This window comes from Mucilaginibacter sp., assembly GCF_965200995.1.
Taxonomy (GTDB): domain Bacteria; phylum Bacteroidota; class Bacteroidia; order Sphingobacteriales; family Sphingobacteriaceae; genus Mucilaginibacter.
Genome location: NZ_OZ241743.1, coordinates 3439555 through 3457537 on the forward strand (window position 1 = coordinate 3439555; position 17983 = coordinate 3457537).

A 17983-nucleotide genomic window follows, 5' to 3' on the forward strand; every position below is an offset into this window, starting at 1 on the left:
ATGATTGAAACAAAGAAATCATTATTCGATAATCTCCAGAATTTTTTTGGTTTTGATAACTTTAAAGGAGAGCAGGAAGCGATTATTACGAATATTTTAGCAGGTAAAGATACCTTTGTGATTATGCCCACCGGCGGCGGTAAATCTATGTGTTACCAGTTGCCTGCGCTGATGAGCGAAGGAACAGCAATAGTAATTTCTCCATTGATAGCCCTGATGAAAAATCAGGTAGATCAGTTAAGGGCATTTGGCGGTACCGACAGTATTGCCCATTTTTTAAATTCGTCCCTCACCAAAGCCGAAGCTGCACATGTGAAAGAGGATGTGCTGGGCGGTAAAACCAAATTGTTATATGTTGCCCCCGAGTCACTGACCAAACAGGATAATATTGATTTTTTACGCCTCAATCCTATTTCGTTTGTAGCGGTGGATGAAGCGCATTGTATATCTGAATGGGGGCATGACTTTCGCCCGGAATACCGTAAGATACGCCAGGTAATCAGCAATATTGGTGATAATATCCCAATCATCGCGCTTACCGCTACGGCAACGCCTAAGGTACAGCAGGATATACAAAAGAACCTGCAGATGAACAATGCAACGGTGTATAAATCATCGTTTAACCGTTCTAATCTGTTTTATGAGGTACGGGCCAAGCGCAATGTACTGAGGGAGATTGTTAAATTCATCAAGCAGAATGCCGGCAAATCGGGTATTATCTATTGCCTGAGCCGCAAGAAAGTGGAAGAGGTAGCCGAAGCGCTAACGCTGAATGGGGTTAAAGCCCTGCCATACCATGCCGGCCTGGATGCTAAGGTGCGGGCCGATACGCAGGATAAGTTCCTGATGGAGGACGTAGAAGTGATTGTGGCTACCATAGCCTTCGGTATGGGGATTGATAAGCCGGACGTGCGTTATGTAATACACCATGATGTGCCCAAAAGCATGGAAGGTTACTATCAGGAAACCGGCCGCGCCGGCCGTGATGGCGGCGAGGGTATCTGCGTTGCTTTCTATTCACAAAAGGATGTGGATAAGCTGCAGAAGTTTATGAAGGACAAGCCGGTTTCTGAACGTGAAATTGGCACGCAGATATTGAAGGAGGTAATTGATTATGCCGAATCATCGGTTTGCCGCCGTAAGCAACTATTACACTACTTTGGTGAAAATTATGATGAAAGCGGCTGCAACTGCATGTGCGATAATTGCGCCACGCCTAAGCCGCACTTTGACGGCGAAGCACAGCTGCACCAGGCACTGAGCCTGATTAAGCAGTTAGGCGAAAAGTTTGACGATCACCATGTAATCAGTGTGCTGATGGGGCAGGATAATCCGCAGGTACACCATTATGAGCATCACCTGCTTGAGGTATTTGGTGCCGGTAAAGAAGAAGGTGAAACCATCTGGAAATCTGTTTTACGCCAGGCATTGCTGGACAATTACCTGTCTAAAGATATTGACCATTATGGGTTGCTGCGGTTAACCGACAAGGGGCATTCCTTTATTGATAACCCCTACAGTATACGTATGGTATTAAATACGCCTGTTGAACCGGGTGAAGATGAAGATACCGAAGATGGCCCAAAACAAGGCGGAAGCGCTTTGGATGCGCAATTACTGCAGATGCTTAAAGACCTGCGCAAGAAGATAGCCAAGCAAAAGAACCTGCCGCCGTTTGTGATTTTTCAGGATCCTTCTTTAGAAGAAATGTGTACGCATTATCCGATTAATACGGATGAGCTAAAACAGATATCGGGCGTTGGGGCAGGTAAGGCTGCCAAATTTGGCGTACCTTTTACAGAACTGATTAAAAAGTACGTGGAGGATCATGATATTGACCGGCCGGTAGACATGGTGATCAAGAGCGCTGCCAACAAATCAGCCCTGAAGGTTTATATCATTCAAAATATTGACCGTCATTTGGATCTGGAGGATATTGCTTCATCCAAAGGCCTGTCTTACGAAGACATTCTGCGTGAGGTAGAATCCATTGTACACTCGGGTACCAGGTTAAACCTCAACTATTATATTGATGAGGTAATTGACGAAGACAAGCAGGATGAGGTGTATGATTACTTCCGTACTGCCGAAGATGATGATATTGACCATGCTTTGCAGGAGTTGGGCGCTGCCGATTACACACGCGAAGAAGTACAGCTAATGCGTGTAAAGTTTATGTGCGAAATGGGAAATTAATTCCTGACAAATCAAAACGGAAAGGACTGATAAATTAATTATCAGCCCTTTCCGTTTTTTTATTTAGAAATCACTTTAAACTCGGTACGGCGGTTTTTAGCCCGGTTATCGGCATTGGTATTGGGTACCACCGGCTGCGCTTTACCATAGCCCTTGTAAACCAGCTTGGCAGCATTCACCCCATGTACATTAAGGTACTCATAAACAGATTTAGCGCGGTTCTCAGATAACTTTTGGTTGCTGACATCAGTGCCCACATTGTCCGTATGGCCGGATATTTCAATTCTTACCTGCGGATTCATTGCCAGAAAATCGGCTATCAGCTTTAGCTCTGTTTTTGATTCTTCTTTCAATGCAAAGCTGTTGGTGTCAAAAAAAATGTTTTTCAAAATCACCTTTCCGCCTATTTCAATCGGGTTCATATTTACTGATACGTTGTAAGATTTGGTGGCATCATGCCCCTTAAGCGAAAAATTATCAGAATAAAACAGATACCCGCTTTTTGAAATATTAAGGGCATAATTTTTACCGCTTGTGAGCGTGGCTAAAAAATCACCTTGCGAAGCTGAGCTTAAATCTTTGAATACCGGCTGATTGGTGCCTAAATCAATGATTTCTACAATGGCTTCTATCGGGCGCTGTGTTTGGGCATCGGTTACGGTGCCTTTAACATAAGTAACTGAACGGGGGCGGAGCGCAGCAGGCAATTCAAAGGTATAGATATCATAACCACCGTAGCCGCCTAAGGCATTGGAGGCAAAAAAAGCATAATTACCATTGGCCGTTAAGGTTAAGCCGTTTTCATCACCGCCAGAATTAATCGGGTAACCTAAATTCTCCGGTTTTTGCCATTTGCCATCTTTACCCAGGCGGCTTACAAACAAATCTTTACCCCCCAAACCGGGCCAGCCGTTGGAGCAAAAGTAGAAAGTACTGTCATCGGGATGAATAAACGGCGATTGCTCGTCTAAAGCGGTATTAATATTAGGCCCCAGGTTTTCAGGCTCACTCCAGCCACGCCCGGTAACGGTTGATTTCCAGATATCGTATCCGCCATAACCGCCCTTGCGGTTGCTAACAAAATAGAGTGTTCGCCCGTCAGCACTGATAGATGGCTGTGATTCCCAGCCCGGAGAATTTATAGGAGAGGTGAGATTAAAAGGTTTGCTCCAGTCTTCACCACTGCGCTTCGACACATAAATATCACACCTGCCCAGGCCATCCGGGCGATTACAACCAGTAAAAAATAAGTATTTACCATCCTGCGAAATTGACTGGGCGCCCTCATTATAATCAGGCGTATTGATCACCCGGCTTAAATTGGAGGCGGTAGACCATCTGCTGTTTTGCTTGAGGCTTTTATAAAAGTCTTCGTTGTTGTCGATTTTCCTGGTAAATATCAGGGTGCCTTCGTCGGCCGTGGCAACAGGCAGATACTCGTCATTAGCGGTATTAATTTCCGCGCCAAGATTAACAGGTTTAAAAGCTACCGGATGCTGTAAAGCATTAAGGCTGAAATCACAGTCGGCCAGTAGTTTACGGGCGTAGTAATTATCCTTAGCGGTGATGTTGGGATAGGTAATATACTTTTCCAGGTGCTGTTTGGCTGAGGTGTATTGCCCTGAAGATATTTCTATTTCCCCCAGTTTTAAGTAAATGCTTCTGCTGAAATCGGGTTTCAGTTCAGTTACCTTTACATATTCGCTACGGGCCTGGCCATACTGCTGTTGTAGCCGGTACAAGTCGCCCAACTGTGCATGTGCCTCCACAAAATTCGGATCGGCTTCAATAGCTTGCTTCAGCAGGTTCAGCGCTTCACTGTACTGGCGGCTATCCAGGCTCTCACCCGCACGGGCATAATATTTTATAGCATTGCTGTTGGTGGTACTGTATTGCCTTTGCTGGGCTACAGCAAAGCAGGCGTTGAACAGTAACAACAGGTAAAGTACGGTTACCTTCATGTGTAAGTGTAAGGTTGATAATGGTACTTTAAAGGTACAAACTTTAAGGAATATTCATGTACTTATGCGTTTGTAAGGAAACCTCCCATTTAGGGTTATTCATCACGTAATCAACAATCAGCGGTGTAATCTCGTTTACCTTCGACCATTCGGGCTGCAGGTACAGTTTGCATTGCGGACTTACCATTTGGGCATGTTGTTCGGCCCATAAAAAATCAGATTTATTAAATACAATTACTTTCAATTCATGTGCATTCAGTGCCACTTCTGGCAGGGGCGCTTTAAATTTTTTTGGCGACAGGCAGATCCAATCCCAATAACCTGTAAGCGGATACGCGCCTGAAGTTTCAATAAAGGTGCGTATCTGCTGCTGCTGCAACTGTAGCGTCAGGTATTCGAGATTATACATCAGCGGCTCGCCGCCAGTGATTACCACTGCTTTAGCCGGGTGCTGTGCAGCGTGCTGAATGATAACGTCAGCTGCGGTAAGCGGGTAAAGTTCTGCATCCCAGCTTTCCTTTACATCACACCAGTGGCAACCTACATCGCAGCCGGCCAGGCGTATAAAGTAGGCGGCTTTGCCGGTGTTGTAACCTTCGCCCTGTATTGTATAAAATTCTTCCATCAACGGCAGCAAAGTGCCGTCTTCGGGGATAATATGTGCCATAAATGAGCTGCAAATATACACAATTGGCAGGGGGCAAATTTTTCAGCAACTTCTTGCTTTGCTCAATATTTTGTATTATTACATAAATTCCATACAAGCATATGCGAAAAGTTTACTTATTACTCACTGTTTTGTGTTTAATGATGCTGAGCACCTCCTGCGTAGATGTGGTAGAGCATTATGATTTTAAGGCCGACGGCTCTTGTAAAGTAGTGTATGATTTTGATATGAGCAAGGCCGTATCGGTACTGATGAACCTCATGTCGGACTCGGTAGCAGCCACCCCGCAGTTTGCTATGGCAAAAGACACCACCCTGAACTTTTACAATGCCTTGCCCGACAGCATACAGCAGCATATGACGGCCGACGAGCGTAACCTGGCTAAAGGCAGCAATCTGGCTATTCAGATGAATTTAAAGCAAAATATCATGAAAGCTAGCATTGTGCACGAAACTGCCAATACAGCGGCGCTTGAATATTATTTGCAGCATATCTCGCGTATTGCCAGCAGCAGCCAGCTGGCTAAAAATGTTAAGGGCGGCAGCGAAAACGGCAAGTTCAGCCTGCAGCAATTGATTACAGGGCAAGATTATTACCTGTACCAGATTACGCCGCATAAATTTTACCGTATTGTTGATATGGAAAAATTTCAGAGGTTCTTAAAGAAAACGCAAACTACCTTCGCTATGGCGAAAGCCATGCTGATTGAAATGCCTTATAAAGTGGTGCTCAACTTTGCAAAGCCGGTTAGGAAGATAAATAACACCAAAGCCATTGTTTCGGCTAACCGTAAGCAGGTAATCTTAGAAACCACCATGGATGAAATGATGCGCAACCCCGCTGTAATGAATTTAAAGATAGATTTCGAGTAACATTATTATGCCCTGGTACGAGGTGGCGGCCACTGCAAGTATAGCAGACCGGCAAGTGTTAAATGTTAAAGCCGAAGGTAAATCCTTGTGCCTGGTGCGTGCAGGAAACATATATTTTGCCACGCAGTTACGCTGCCCACATGCCGGCGGTGACCTGAGTGGCGGCTGGTGCGAACAGGGAAAGCTGGTATGCCCACTGCACCGTTACAGCTACGACCTGCAAACCGGAAAAGGCAGCTCTGGACAGGGCGATTACATCAACATTTATGCAGTAAAAACAGAAAGTGGGAAGATTTTTGTTGAAGTAAAAGGATTTACTGATAAATTGAAGCGGCTATTCAAATAACGTCAGCAAGGTGAACTGTTAATTGTAGAGGTTACTCATTATTAAGTTGACCTCTTCCTTGTCAAGGAAAGAGTAAATCTTTAAGGGTATACTTCTTTATTGGCAGATGCCAGTGTGTTTTTTAACAAGCCAATAATTGTCATTAAGCCTACACCGCCCGGTACAGGGGTAATCCAGGAGGACTTAGGGGCTACATTTTCAAAATCCACATCGCCATGTAGCTTGTAGCCTGATTTAGTGGCGGTGCTGGTTTCACGGTTCATGCCTACATCAATAATCACTACACCTTCCTTCACCATATCAGCAGTAATAAAATTCTTTTTGCCAATGGCGACGATCAGGATATCGGCATCAAGTGTAAACTTCTTAATATCCGGCGTGCGGCTGTGGCAGATAGTTACAGTACAGTTGCCGGGCTGCGCATTGCGTGCCATTAGAATGCTCATGGGCGAGCCTACAATGTTGCTGCGACCAACAACCACACAATGTTTGCCCGACGTTTCCACACCATACTCTTGCAGCATAAGCGTAATACCATACGGTGTAGCCGGAATAAACGAAGGCAGTCCGCGCTGCATACGGCCCAGGTTAATAGGGTGGAAGCCGTCTACATCCTTGCGATGGTCTATACGCTCGGTAACTTTTTCAGGGTCAATGTGCTTGGGCAGGGGCAGCTGTACAATAATCCCGTCAATATCAGCATCAGCATTTAATTCAGCCACTTTGGCCAGCAGCGCTTCTTCGGTAACATCCTCCTCATAACGCACCAAGGTAGATTTAAAGCCTACCTTCTCGCAGTTGCGCATTTTGCTGGCTACGTACGTTTCACTGCCGCCATCATGGCCAACCAATACGGCCACCAAATGAGGCTTGCGGCCGGTTCTTTCCAATATTGCGGCTGCTTCTTCGGCAATTTCGCCTTTCAGTTTTTCAGAAACGTATTTTCCGTCGAGTAGTTGCATGTTAATGAGATGTGAGATTTGAGATGATAGACCTGAGACTAATATTATAAACTGTCTCCATACTCATATCTAACATCTCAATTCTAAATTACTTAATCCAGTTTCAAAACTGCCATAAAGGCCGATTGTGGGATTTCCACATTACCTACCTGGCGCATACGCTTTTTACCTTTTTTCTGCTTCTCCAGCAGTTTACGCTTACGCGAAATATCACCACCATAGCACTTGGCAGTAACGTCCTTACGTAATGCCTTTACCGTTTCGCGGGCAATGATTTTTGCGCCGATGGAAGCCTGAATGATGATTTCAAACTGCTGGCGGGGTATCAGTTCTTTCAACTTTTCGCAAATCTTCTTGCCGAAGTCATAAGAATTGCTGCGGTGAATCAATGAAGACAAGGCATCAACCGGTTCAGCGTTCAGGCGGATATCTAAACGCACCAAATCCGACTGCCGGTAGCCAATCTGCGTATAATCGAAAGAGGCGTAACCTTTAGATATGGTTTTCAGCCGGTCGTAAAAATCAAATACAATTTCGCCCATCGGCATTTCGAAAATCAGCTCCACACGGTCCGAAGTAAGATACGACTGGTTTATTATAGTACCGCGTTTTTGAATACAGAGCGACATAATAGGGCCCACAAATTCTGATTTGGAAATGATGTTGGCCTTAATGTAAGGTTCTTCCACATATTCCAGTTTGCTGGGATCTGGCAGGTCGGACGGGTTGTTCACCAGCAATTCCTCGCCTTTGGTGGTATAGGCCAGGTAAGACACGTTGGGTACGGTGGTAATCACCGTCATATCAAACTCGCGTTCCAGCCGCTCCTGGATGATTTCCATGTGGAGCATTCCCAGGAAACCGCAACGGAAACCAAAGCCTAAAGCTGCTGATGATTCCGGTTCAAACACCAGGGAGGCATCATTCAGCTGCAGCTTGCCCATCGAGTCACGCAGTTCTTCATAATCCTCAGTATCTACCGGGTAAATGCCCGCAAACACCATCGGCTTTACTTCTTCAAACCCTTGAATACCAGCAGCTGCAGGGCGTTCAATTAATGTAATGGTATCGCCTACCTTTACTTCTTTGGCTTCCTTAATACCGGAGATAATGTAGCCTACATCGCCGGTTTTAATTACATCTTTAGGTACTTGGTTCAGTTTCAGTGTGCCTACTTCGTCAGCAAAGTACTCCTTGCCGGTAGCCATAAACTTTACTTTGGTATTCTTCCTGATTTCGCCGTTTACCACTTTGTAATAGGCAATAATACCGCGGAAAGAGTTGAATACAGAATCAAAAATTAATGCCTGCAACGGCGCGTCCGGATCGCCAACCGGGGCAGGTACCCGATCTATAATCGCTTTTAAAATATCCAGTACACCCATGCCGGTTTTGCCGGATGCTGCTAAAATATCTTCGCGTTTGCAGCCAATCAGATCTACAATCTGGTCTTTTACCTCCTCGGGCATAGCGCCGGGCAAATCCATCTTGTTCAGCACCGGGATGATTTCCAAATCATTCTCCAACGCCAGGTACAGGTTAGATATGGTTTGCGCCTGTATACCCTGTGAAGCATCTACAATCAGCAACGCGCCTTCACAGGCTGCAATGGAACGCGACACTTCGTAAGAAAAATCAACGTGGCCCGGGGTATCGATTAGATTAAGTACATATTCCTGCCCGTCCAACTTATAGTTCATCTGGATGGCATGGCTCTTTATGGTAATGCCGCGCTCACGTTCCAGGTCCATATCGTCAAGCAACTGGGCCTGCGCTTCGCGCTGGGTTATGGTATTGGTATATTCCAGTAACCGGTCGGCAAGGGTACTCTTACCATGATCGATATGCGCTATAATGCAAAAATTACGAATGTGCTTCATTTATACGGCAAAAATAGCGTTTTAAGCGGATAATTTGGTATTGGGTTTTGAATAAGCTACTTTGAAGAATGGGACTTAGCCAGGCACTATCCGCATACTTACAAACGGCGTTAACTGCTCACGAAAACCGGGAAGTGTACCTGCATAAGGCAACGCCCGTTAGCGGTGGCAGTATCAATGAAACCTACTGTTTGCATACGTCTGCCGGTAAGTACATGATTAAAATTAACAACCGGGTGGCTTTTCCCAGCCTGTTTGCGCTCGAAGCGGCAGGGTTGGGCGCCATACAGCAAACGCATACCATTGCCACACCGCAAGTGAAATTTTATGGTGATTTTGACGATCAGTCTTTCCTGCTATTGGAGTGGATTGAAACCGGGCCGACTACGGCCGCAGCTTCTGCGTTATTGGGGCAGCAGCTGGCGCAACTGCACCGGAATAGTAATCCGTTATTTGGATTAAATGCAGACAACTATATGGGCTCACTACCGCAATCTAACCGGCGGCATGGGCGCTGGTGCGATTTTTTTGTGCAGGAACGATTACTGCCTATGGTTAATATGGCATTAAGCAAGGGGTTGTTGACTGCCAATGACGGTGCCGATTTTGAAGACCTGTATGCCCGCCTCCCACAGCTTTTTGAAGAAGAGCCGCCTGCGCTTCTGCATGGTGATTTGTGGAGTGGAAACTATCTGATCAACTCAACAGGGCAGCCGTATTTGATTGACCCGGCAGTAAGCTATGGCCACCGGGAGTTCGATATCGCCATGACAACTTTATTTGGTGGCTTTAACAAGGAATTTCATGAAGCTTATAACGAAGCTTTACCTTTAGCCGGCGGCTGGCAGCAGCGGTTAAGTTTATGGAACTTGTACCCGCTGCTGTTTCACCTTAATGTGTTTGGCAAAACCTACTTAAATCAGGTAAAGGTGGCATTGCAGACGTATTTTTAAGCTATAGCTTCTCAATTAATACCGGCGTACCGGTAAGATTTAACTGTATCAACCCTTGCTTAGGCTTTACCACATTTTTTTCGGCAACAGCGCTTCCGGCTTTTAAATGATAAACCGCAGCAGATTTGGCTACCCCGGCATTAAATGCATACCTCAGTTCCTGATTATCCTTTGTATTAATCAGAACATACATCGTTTTGCTACCTTTCTGGTACACATCAATCATTGGTGTGTAGCTGATGGTCTTCTGGTATTTGTAGTTTCCCATCAGGTTACGCAATTGCAATATATAATCGGCAGCTGGGCGGCGTTTTTGCTCCTCTACCAATCCAGAGGTAGCAAAGCGGGCACCGCTGTTTGGGGTATCATCAAACAACTGGTAGTAAAACAACCGGTTGATGCCGTGCCGTGCGTAGAGAAATGCGGTGCGTGAAATCCAGTCGGCCTGTACCAATAGCGCCGATTTTTGCGCCGTGGCGGTTACCCGCTGTATACTTTTTGGGTTGATGTCGTAACCGGCCTCGGTTATCCAAACCGGCGGCTTATTAGGCAAACTATTGGCATAAGAAACAAACAGATCGGCCAGCTTTCCGGCCTGTGATGCCTCCGGCGAGATCCCTGTGGTGCCGAGTTCGCGTTTGGCAATATTGTCATCAGCCGAATAAAAATGGTAATTGATGACATCGAAGCACAAGTCAATCTGCCCGTTGGGTTTATAGCCCCGGTGCTGTTTGCACCATTCTACCATTGCTTTTATATACTTGACATCAGGGTCTGATAAACCGGCCATTACCACCTGCATGGTAGGGTCGGCATTTTTCACGCCTGCGTTTTTACCCAGGCGGCCCTGGTCGCCATCGTAAAAAGCGGAAAGGTTGGCGGCGTATTCTTCGGCGGTTTGATGCGCTTTATTGCCCTTCCACCATTTGTCGCGCTCATTATCACATTCTATATAATGAACGGTGTTCAATCCAATCTTCTTTTCGTTTACCGAATCGCCTTTCCAGCGCCGGGTGGTATCAATCTTTACCAGTGCAGGGTTTACATTTTTGTTGGCGCCATAACGGGCGGCAAACTGAAACGCTACTTCAGCTTGTTGCAGGTAAGAAGCTGGCAATGAGCGATCGGCACCATAAGGTGCAGGTACGTTCTCATTGTCGCGCTCATTGGCAGGGTAGGTATCTATCAGCCACTGCGGACAAGTTTTAATACAGGCCAGTACCAGAATGCCATCCTTTTTGCAGCGTTCATACATCACATCGTAATTCCAGCTGCCATTGCGTGAGGGGTTGAACGTGTAATGGTCTTTTTCCGGCTCCAGGTGCATCCAGTCGAGGTAATGGCGCACACCCGTGAACGTTTTGATTAAAGCCATCTTTGGCTCAATAATTTTGTCGGCATCCGCCGGGTGAGCGGCATCCTGCAAAAAATTCCACTCATAGGCGTTAACACCAAACATGTTATTGAGCGGAACGGTAGCCGGATGCTTAGGAACACCGGGCTGACTGTGACAGCTTGTACCGTTGATAAGCACACTTATAAAAAGGCCGGTAGTAGCAAAACGGACAAGGTTTTTTTTGAGCATAATAAGAATCTGCAAACGGCTTTATTTTAAACAAAGCTAACCATTGCGATTACCAAACGGTTGAGCTAAGTATGAAAGCCGATGATACAAGCTGTTAAATTAAAGAAAAAGTGTATGGCCATGCCATAATAGATGGTATTGGTTTTTACCCTGATATAGCCCAGTAACAGCGCAAAAGGGATGAGCCAGAACAGCGATATAAAGCTGATGTGTAACAGCGCGAACAAAAACGAAGTGATAAAAATAGCCTGCGGGCCATCCATTACCTTTAATACCGTTTGCAGCAGGTAGCCCCTGAAAGCCAGTTCCTCAAACACTGCAGGTAGCACAGCTATAAATAATATACTCAAAGCCACCCTGTGTTTATGATTGGCAAAAACGATATCATAAAATATCGTCTTCGGGAATATGATATGGTTGATCCAGTCTACCGAAAAGGAAACGCCGAATGAAGCGATAATTGCAATTAAAGAGAAAATCAGCAACCATTTCAGTTGAAAGCCGGGCCAACCGAGCAGTTGTTTGTTTTCTCTGAAGTTGAGGCCAAAAAAGATAAGGGTGATTGCAGCACTGATTATATAAAATACAGATAATCCGATCAGATTTTGCACATAGTGAATATACTTATAGCCAAGGCAAACCGCCAGGTTTAACAAGTAGAACAAACCTGCTTGCTGTAGCAAATTCCATTTATCCTGCGTAGGCAATTCATCGCCTGATGTTTGCAGCGCACCGCAATGGTTGCAAAAAGTACTTGCCGGATGCAGGGGCGTATTGCATTGGCCGCATGCATAACCTGCGCTTTCAGAACCGGCATCCATCAGTTACAGGCAGCAAATTAAATGTAATATTGTTTTTTAAGCCGTTCAGCTTCCATAGCCGATTTAATGCCTTTTATAAAATAGCCTACGAAAAGGATTTTGATGATAATACCTTTAAACAGATAGGCAGGATCGCCGATTGTGCCTAAAATTTGCACAATAAGATATAAAGAAAAGCCTGATACCAGCGCAGCTACCGGCTTTTTCCGGCTCCACAAGCCCAAACCAAGATACAACGCCGCTAAAATAATGTTGACCAACAATAAAGGCTTATCCAGTTCGCCATTGTCAATACCCTTCGAAGCCGTTATTCCGTATTGAATAAAGCCCCAAACCAAGGTTGCACCTGCCAGCCAGTATAAAGACTTTCCGGCCTGGTTTACCTTTTTGTGATGATCTTCCAAATCAATAGCCAGCGCATTGCGTTCGGAAACAAAGAAACGCTGGTCTTCTTCAGTACCGTTGATAGGATAGCCGCAGGTAATGCAAAAGTTGTCGGGTTGTGCAACGGCGGTGTTGCAATAAGTGCAGTTTAGCGGACGGTTAACCGCTGCTACAGATGAATTTTCCATTGTGATAAGCAAAATGATTTAAAGGCACAATTTAAATAAATAGTTTTAAATCAACCAGCACCATAATCTAAATCACTCAAATCTTTTACAGAGCCAAAACCGATTACATCCTTTACTACCTTACCGTCCGTCATTTCTACGGCGCGCATCAGTTTATCAGCGCCAAAACGGTCTTTAATGGCATGCATGGTTTTTAAGGCGGTTTGTTGCTGCTCCAGGTTCTCGAATAGATTGAACAGCATGTCACCGTTATCTACAAAATTGGTAACGGCTACCCGCAAGCCGGTTACCTGTTGGTTAAATACCGGGGCGCTGCCGGTGGTTTCTTCAAATTTTTCTATCCGTATCCGGATCATGCGCATCAGGCTGATGGCATCCTGCACGGGTGTGGTAATAGTAAAGGCATCATCCCAGCGGCTGCCATTTTCGTAATTGGCGGTAAAGCCTACGGCCTTGCAATAAAATTTGTGCTTTACCATGCGTTTTTCCAGCGTAAGGCACAGGGTCATGAACAATTGCTCGATGTACTGCATGCTCTGTCGCTTCTCACCCGAAATTTGCCGCATGGCCTGCATACCCTTATAATCATGTGTGGCAATATTGGTTTCAACAAAGTTAAGGCGGTAATGCCAGTAAATGCCTTCGATGCTTTTAAATACAGCTTTCAGGCGATGGGGAGGGGTGTAGCGCATTTGCAAAGGGGTAAGGATGCCGGCCCGTTCTAAGCGGTATGCCATGTTGCGGCCAATTCCGGGCAGGTCACCCAACTTCAACGGGTGCAAAATTTCATCAATATTCTGCGGGGTGATCAATTGTAACCCGCCATTCTTTTTGCCTAAGTTGGATCCTAACTTGGCCAGAAAAGCATTGGGGGCAATGCCTACAGAGCAGGTCAGCCAGTCGCCCACCTGGGTAAGAATATCCTGTTTTATTTTTTGAGCCAGTTCTACAGGGCTTTGGTAAATGTGCTCATAGCCATTCAGGTTGATAATGGCCTCATCAATGCTTTTGGGCACCACATCTTTGCAATATTGCTGCAGGATGTGAATGATCTTGGTGTGGAACTCCCGGTAGCGGGTAGGGTTGCTCTCAATAGGTACCAGATCAGGACACATTTTAATGGCTTCGTTAAGGCGCATGCCTGCTTTCAGGCCGCGTTCTTTAGCTTCGGTAGATAAGGAAATGACACAACCAAACTTGCCGGTATAAACACAAACGCCTACCGGACGGTTACGCAGCCAGTAATTTACCTGCTGCTCGCAGCGGGCAAAAAAGCTGTTCATATCAATAAACAGCACCCTTGCCTCTGTTTTAGGTTGCAATGAATTTTGGTTCATACCTCAAAAATGCTAATATTATTAGCAAATACAATTGAGTATGACCGAATGTTAATAAGTTTTAAGTATACACTTTAAATAATATGATGTTTAAAGCTGATTTTCATTGGGATGCGATGATGTTATGAAGCAATACATAAGCAAAAAAGGCAATACATAAGAGATAAAAGTATCCCTTGTATATTGCCTTCCAGCTATTTTGTAAAGTAATCTTATTCGCCTCTCTTCAACCCGAACTTTTCAATCTTGCTGTACAAGTGACTGCGCTGAATATCAATATCATCAGCGGTTTTTGATACGTTCCAGTTATTTTTTTCCAGCTTGAACTTAATGTATTCGCGCTCTGCGTAATCCTTATACTCCTGGAAGTTCTTAAACTGGTCATAATCAGTTTGCGGAGCGGCGGCGGCACCTGCGGCGGCAAGGGTTACCGGCGCCGATGGATTGGCAAATGCTTTTACATCGCTGTCGGTAATTACCTTATCACTTAAAATAATAAGGCGCTCAATCATGTTACGCAGTTCGCGTATATTACCCGTCCAGGGCAGGGCTTTTAAGGCTTCCAGTGCAGCATCACTAATACGCTTGGTAGGCATGCCATATTCGTTGCAAATCTCATCTAAAAAGCTCTGAGTGAGCAGCGGGATATCGTCGCGCCGGTCAGATAGCGGTGGTACGTGAATCAGAATTACGCTGAGGCGGTGGTACAAGTCCATACGGAAATTGCCGTCCTCAATTTCTTTCAGCAAATCTTTATTGGTTGCCGCTACTACACGTACATCTACCTCAATCTCCTTCTCACCGCCCACGCGTGTAATGCGGCTCTCTTGTAAGGCACGCAATACTTTGGCCTGGGCAGAGTGGCTCATATCGCCAATCTCATCCAGAAACAAAGTGCCGCCATTGGCCGATTCAAATTTGCCAATGCGTTGTTTTACGGCTGAAGTAAAAGATCCCTTTTCATGACCAAAAAGCTCACTTTCAATAAGTTCTGATGGGATAGCGGCGCAGTTTACCTCAATAAGTGGCGCATTGGCCCGGTTTGATTTTTCGTGCAGCCAGCGGGCTACCAGTTCTTTACCACTACCGTTGGCGCCGGTAACCAGTACACGGGCTTCGGTAGGCCCAACACGTTCAATGGTTTCCTTTATTTTATTAATGCCCTGCGAATTACCCAAAATCGGGCGCACTTTAGAAACCTTGCGTTTCAGCGTTTTAGTTTCTACCACCAGCGAACCACGGTCGAGCGCGTTACGAACGGTAATCAGCAGGCGGTTCAAATCCGGCGGTTTCGAAATAAAATCAAAAGCGCCTTTCTTGCTGGCCTCAACAGCGGTTTCAACCGTACCATGACCAGAGATCATGATGAAGGGCAGGTCAGGCTTCAGGGCTAAACCTTCGGTCAGCACTTCCATGCCGTCCATCCTGTTCATCTTGATATCGCACAGCACCAGGTCGTAATCGTTTTTGCTGATGAGCGATAAGCCATCAATACCATTATCAACGTCTTCTACCTGATAATCTTCGTATTCCAGAATTTCGCGCAGGGTGCTGCGGATAGCCCGCTCATCATCTATAATTAAAATTTTAGCCATTGTTGGTATTCAATAGGTAGTGGTTGGAAACGCTGCTAATATAGGTAATTGTATAGAAAATGCAACACCAAATTTCGGAAGATGAAGGATGTTGGGATGAAAGATAAAGGATGAAAAAGATTTAGATATTTAGTAAAAATTGGTGCTTTTACTTAGCTAAGCTATTTGCTATCTTTTGTCCTTTGTCTTTCATCCCAATATCATCCCATCCAACAAAAAGCCCTTCCTGCAAAAGCAGAAAGGGCAATCATCAGCTGCAAAACTATAAGCCGGGTTCTGTGCTGCCGGCAGGCCGGCAGTTTCTATCATTCATCTGGATACTGCTATTGCTAACAGCCTTTAACAACCTACCCGTTCTGACAATAGCTGCCCGAAGGCCGCTATCAGGAAACGAGCCGCTCCGCTTTCAGAACCTATTTGGTTTTTCAACTCCTGAGGTTTACCGCAATTACAGTTGCCTGCAAAGGCCGTGGGCTCTTACCCCGCGTTTTCACCCTTACCTGCTTTAAGGCAGGCGGTTTGTTTTCTGTGGCACTTGCTGTCGCCCGCTGATGTGGCGCCTTCCCGTTAGGAAGCAGGATGCTCTGTGTTGCCCGGACTTTCCTCCGCCTGTAAACAGGCAGCGATAGAACATTTTGCAGGGCAAAGGTACAAATACTTAACCGTACCGGGTTTGCTTATTTGCAGGCGCGCAACTGTTGATTGGCCTGTGCAGTAGTAAGCGTACCCAGTTTATTGCCGAATGAACTGGCAATGTAGGTAACCACTTCAGCTACTTCGACAGGACTGAGGTTAGCAGCCGGCATTTTCTGATAATAAGCCTTGCCATGCACCGTAATTGGCATTTCCATGCCATAATTAATATAGCAGGCCAGATTGCTTTTTTCCTTTTTGATATATGCGGTATCTGTAAGCGGCGGAATGAGTTTGCCCAAACCCTCGCCGCTGCTGCCATGGCAGTTCTGGCAGTGCTGCTGGTAAACTACCCGGCCCGAGGCAAAGTAGCGCTTAAATTCCAGCTCCTGCTCATTTTGACAGGAACAGATTAGGGCAAGGCTAAACAATAATAGTAAAACCGGCAGCCTCAGTTTCATTGGGCAATGGTTTGTTCCGGCTCCTGCTTCAGCAGTTTGATATCAGCAATCAGGTGGTCTACCTGCTCGGCAACGGTGCCGTCATAAGCGCCCCGAATGTGTTTCTGTTTATCAATCAACACAAAATAACCGTCATGTACATATCCGCCTGCGGCATTTTTATCTTCGCCTGCACGTGCCAGGTAGCTTTGCGCCAATTGATAGGTGGCATCTTTTTTCCCCTGTAGCAGCCACCAGGTTTTACCGGTGATGCCTAAGCCATCTGCATACTTCTTTAATACGGCAACGCTGTCATGCTTAGGGTCTATGCTATAGGAAATGATCTTAAAATCGCCATCATCTTTAAAGGTGTTGTATACCTTAAGCATATTGCGATGCATGGTAGGGCAAATAGAAGGGCAGCTGGTAAAAAAGAAATCGGCCACATAAATGTCACCATCTAATGATTTGTTGGTGATGCTGTCGCCATACTGGTTAACGTATCTAAATGCCGGTATGGTTTGATAAGCGGTATCAGTAACGGTTTTACCATTTACAGTTTTGGTAACCGGGTTACGGTTGCCTAATATGGGTAGTTTTTGCTGATGCGTTTGCTTTAAATTGCAGGCCTGCAAAGCCAAAGCAGTCAAAGCGCAAAAGAGTACTTTTTTCATTTACCGGTGCTGATTGATGAATTGCGCAGCCTTACCATTTGCGGCCTGCAGCCTGCTGTCTATTTCGGAAAGCTGCTTTTTTTGAGCAGACAAATAGGTGATTACTTCTTCGGTAGATTTACCTTTAAACTCCGGGTCAAACTTCTGCATCCATTCCTCCATCGTGCTGTCAGCAACTGTAAGCTCGGTGGTGATAGGGGTGCCATCAGTTTTCAGTTCCGGTTTGCGCTGCAGCAGGGTGTCCAGTTTCATTTTGGCGTACTGCGCTTTTCCAGCATCGTCCATCACCTTGTCATGCGTTTTTAGAATCTCATCTGTCAGCGCCTTTTGTTGCGCTTTTGGGTCTGTACATGAACTAAGCAGTAAAGCGCCGCAAGCGGCAGTTATCAGAAAGTTTTTCATAATAGTTGAACGCTCCAAAGATACGACACACCGCTGTGATATTGATTAAATGGCACAATATTATTGGAAGTCATTTCGACCGCAGGG

16 protein-coding genes and 1 other RNA gene are annotated in these 17983 nt (G+C 45.6%); 4 read left to right on the forward strand and 13 right to left on the reverse strand.

Annotated features, from left to right (window positions below; translation table 11 throughout):
• Positions 1-3 precede the first annotated feature (3 nt).
• A complete protein-coding gene (gene recQ, locus ACY652_RS16030; RefSeq protein ID WP_462268283.1) occupies positions 4-2196 on the forward strand; it encodes a DNA helicase RecQ in 2193 nt (730 codons plus the stop codon).
• Between the two features lie 59 nt (positions 2197-2255).
• Here the strand turns inward: recQ and ACY652_RS16035 are convergent, their stop codons facing one another.
• Both ACY652_RS16035 and ACY652_RS16040 read right to left on the reverse strand, forming a co-directional pair.
• Complete coding sequence (locus ACY652_RS16035) at positions 2256-4157, reverse strand: OmpA family protein (RefSeq protein WP_462265392.1); 1902 nt, start codon at positions 4155-4157, stop codon at positions 2256-2258.
• 43 nt (positions 4158-4200) lie between these two features.
• Positions 4201-4824, reverse strand: a complete 624-nt coding sequence (locus ACY652_RS16040; protein ID WP_462265393.1) for a 7-carboxy-7-deazaguanine synthase QueE — start codon at positions 4822-4824, stop codon at positions 4201-4203.
• Positions 4825-4925: 101 nt separating this feature from the next.
• Between ACY652_RS16040 and ACY652_RS16045 the strand changes: the two genes are divergently transcribed.
• Positions 4926-5696: a hypothetical protein gene (locus ACY652_RS16045; RefSeq protein WP_462265394.1), complete on the forward strand. Its 771-nt coding sequence runs from the start codon at positions 4926-4928 to the stop codon at positions 5694-5696.
• Positions 5697-5703: 7 nt separating this feature from the next.
• Positions 5704-6042: a Rieske (2Fe-2S) protein gene (locus ACY652_RS16050; RefSeq protein ID WP_462265395.1), complete on the forward strand. Its 339-nt coding sequence runs from the start codon at positions 5704-5706 to the stop codon at positions 6040-6042.
• A gap of 80 nt (positions 6043-6122) precedes the next feature.
• On the opposite strand, the gene ACY652_RS16055 is transcribed toward ACY652_RS16050, so the two are convergent.
• Together ACY652_RS16055 and lepA are read right to left on the reverse strand one after the other, a co-directional pair.
• Positions 6123-7004: a bifunctional 5,10-methylenetetrahydrofolate dehydrogenase/5,10-methenyltetrahydrofolate cyclohydrolase gene (locus tag ACY652_RS16055; protein ID WP_462265396.1), complete on the reverse strand. Its 882-nt coding sequence runs from the start codon at positions 7002-7004 to the stop codon at positions 6123-6125.
• Positions 7005-7096: 92 nt separating this feature from the next.
• Positions 7097-8884 carry a translation elongation factor 4 gene (lepA, locus tag ACY652_RS16060; RefSeq protein WP_462265397.1) on the reverse strand — a complete coding sequence of 596 codons (1788 nt, stop codon included), beginning with the start codon at positions 8882-8884 and terminating at the stop codon, positions 7097-7099.
• 68 nt (positions 8885-8952) lie between these two features.
• Here lepA and ACY652_RS16065 point away from each other — a divergent pair, with 68 nt between their 5' ends.
• Entirely contained in the window at positions 8953-9837 is an 885-nt protein-coding gene (locus ACY652_RS16065; RefSeq protein WP_462265398.1) for a fructosamine kinase family protein, read from the forward strand.
• A 1-nt stretch (position 9838) separates the two neighbouring features.
• Here the strand turns inward: ACY652_RS16065 and ACY652_RS16070 are convergent, their stop codons facing one another.
• The 9 genes from ACY652_RS16070 to ACY652_RS16110 all read right to left on the reverse strand — a co-directional run bounded on the left by ACY652_RS16070 (position 9839) and on the right by ACY652_RS16110 (position 17896).
• A complete protein-coding gene (locus ACY652_RS16070; RefSeq protein ID WP_462265399.1) occupies positions 9839-11422 on the reverse strand; it encodes a hypothetical protein in 1584 nt (527 codons plus the stop codon).
• 65 nt (positions 11423-11487) lie between these two features.
• Positions 11488-12243, reverse strand: coding sequence for a CPBP family glutamic-type intramembrane protease (locus tag ACY652_RS16075; protein ID WP_462265400.1), 756 nt, complete (start codon positions 12241-12243; stop codon positions 11488-11490).
• A 17-nt stretch (positions 12244-12260) separates the two neighbouring features.
• A complete protein-coding gene (locus ACY652_RS16080) occupies positions 12261-12815 on the reverse strand; it encodes a hypothetical protein (protein WP_462265401.1) in 555 nt (184 codons plus the stop codon).
• Between the two features lie 50 nt (positions 12816-12865).
• Positions 12866-14152: a DNA polymerase Y family protein gene (locus tag ACY652_RS16085; RefSeq protein ID WP_462265402.1), complete on the reverse strand. Its 1287-nt coding sequence runs from the start codon at positions 14150-14152 to the stop codon at positions 12866-12868.
• Between the two features lie 212 nt (positions 14153-14364).
• Positions 14365-15747, reverse strand: a complete 1383-nt coding sequence (locus ACY652_RS16090) for a sigma-54-dependent transcriptional regulator (RefSeq protein WP_462265403.1) — start codon at positions 15745-15747, stop codon at positions 14365-14367.
• A 249-nt stretch (positions 15748-15996) separates the two neighbouring features.
• An RNA gene (gene rnpB, locus ACY652_RS16095) (RNase P RNA component class A) lies at positions 15997-16389 on the reverse strand.
• 35 nt (positions 16390-16424) lie between these two features.
• A complete protein-coding gene (locus ACY652_RS16100; protein WP_462265404.1) occupies positions 16425-16841 on the reverse strand; it encodes a c-type cytochrome in 417 nt (138 codons plus the stop codon).
• Complete coding sequence (locus tag ACY652_RS16105) at positions 16838-17494, reverse strand: SCO family protein (RefSeq protein ID WP_462265405.1); 657 nt, start codon at positions 17492-17494, stop codon at positions 16838-16840. Before ACY652_RS16105 ends, ACY652_RS16100 begins: the two co-directional genes overlap by 4 nt.
• A complete protein-coding gene (locus ACY652_RS16110) occupies positions 17495-17896 on the reverse strand; it encodes a hypothetical protein (protein ID WP_462265406.1) in 402 nt (133 codons plus the stop codon).
• Positions 17897-17983: the final 87 nt, after the last annotated feature.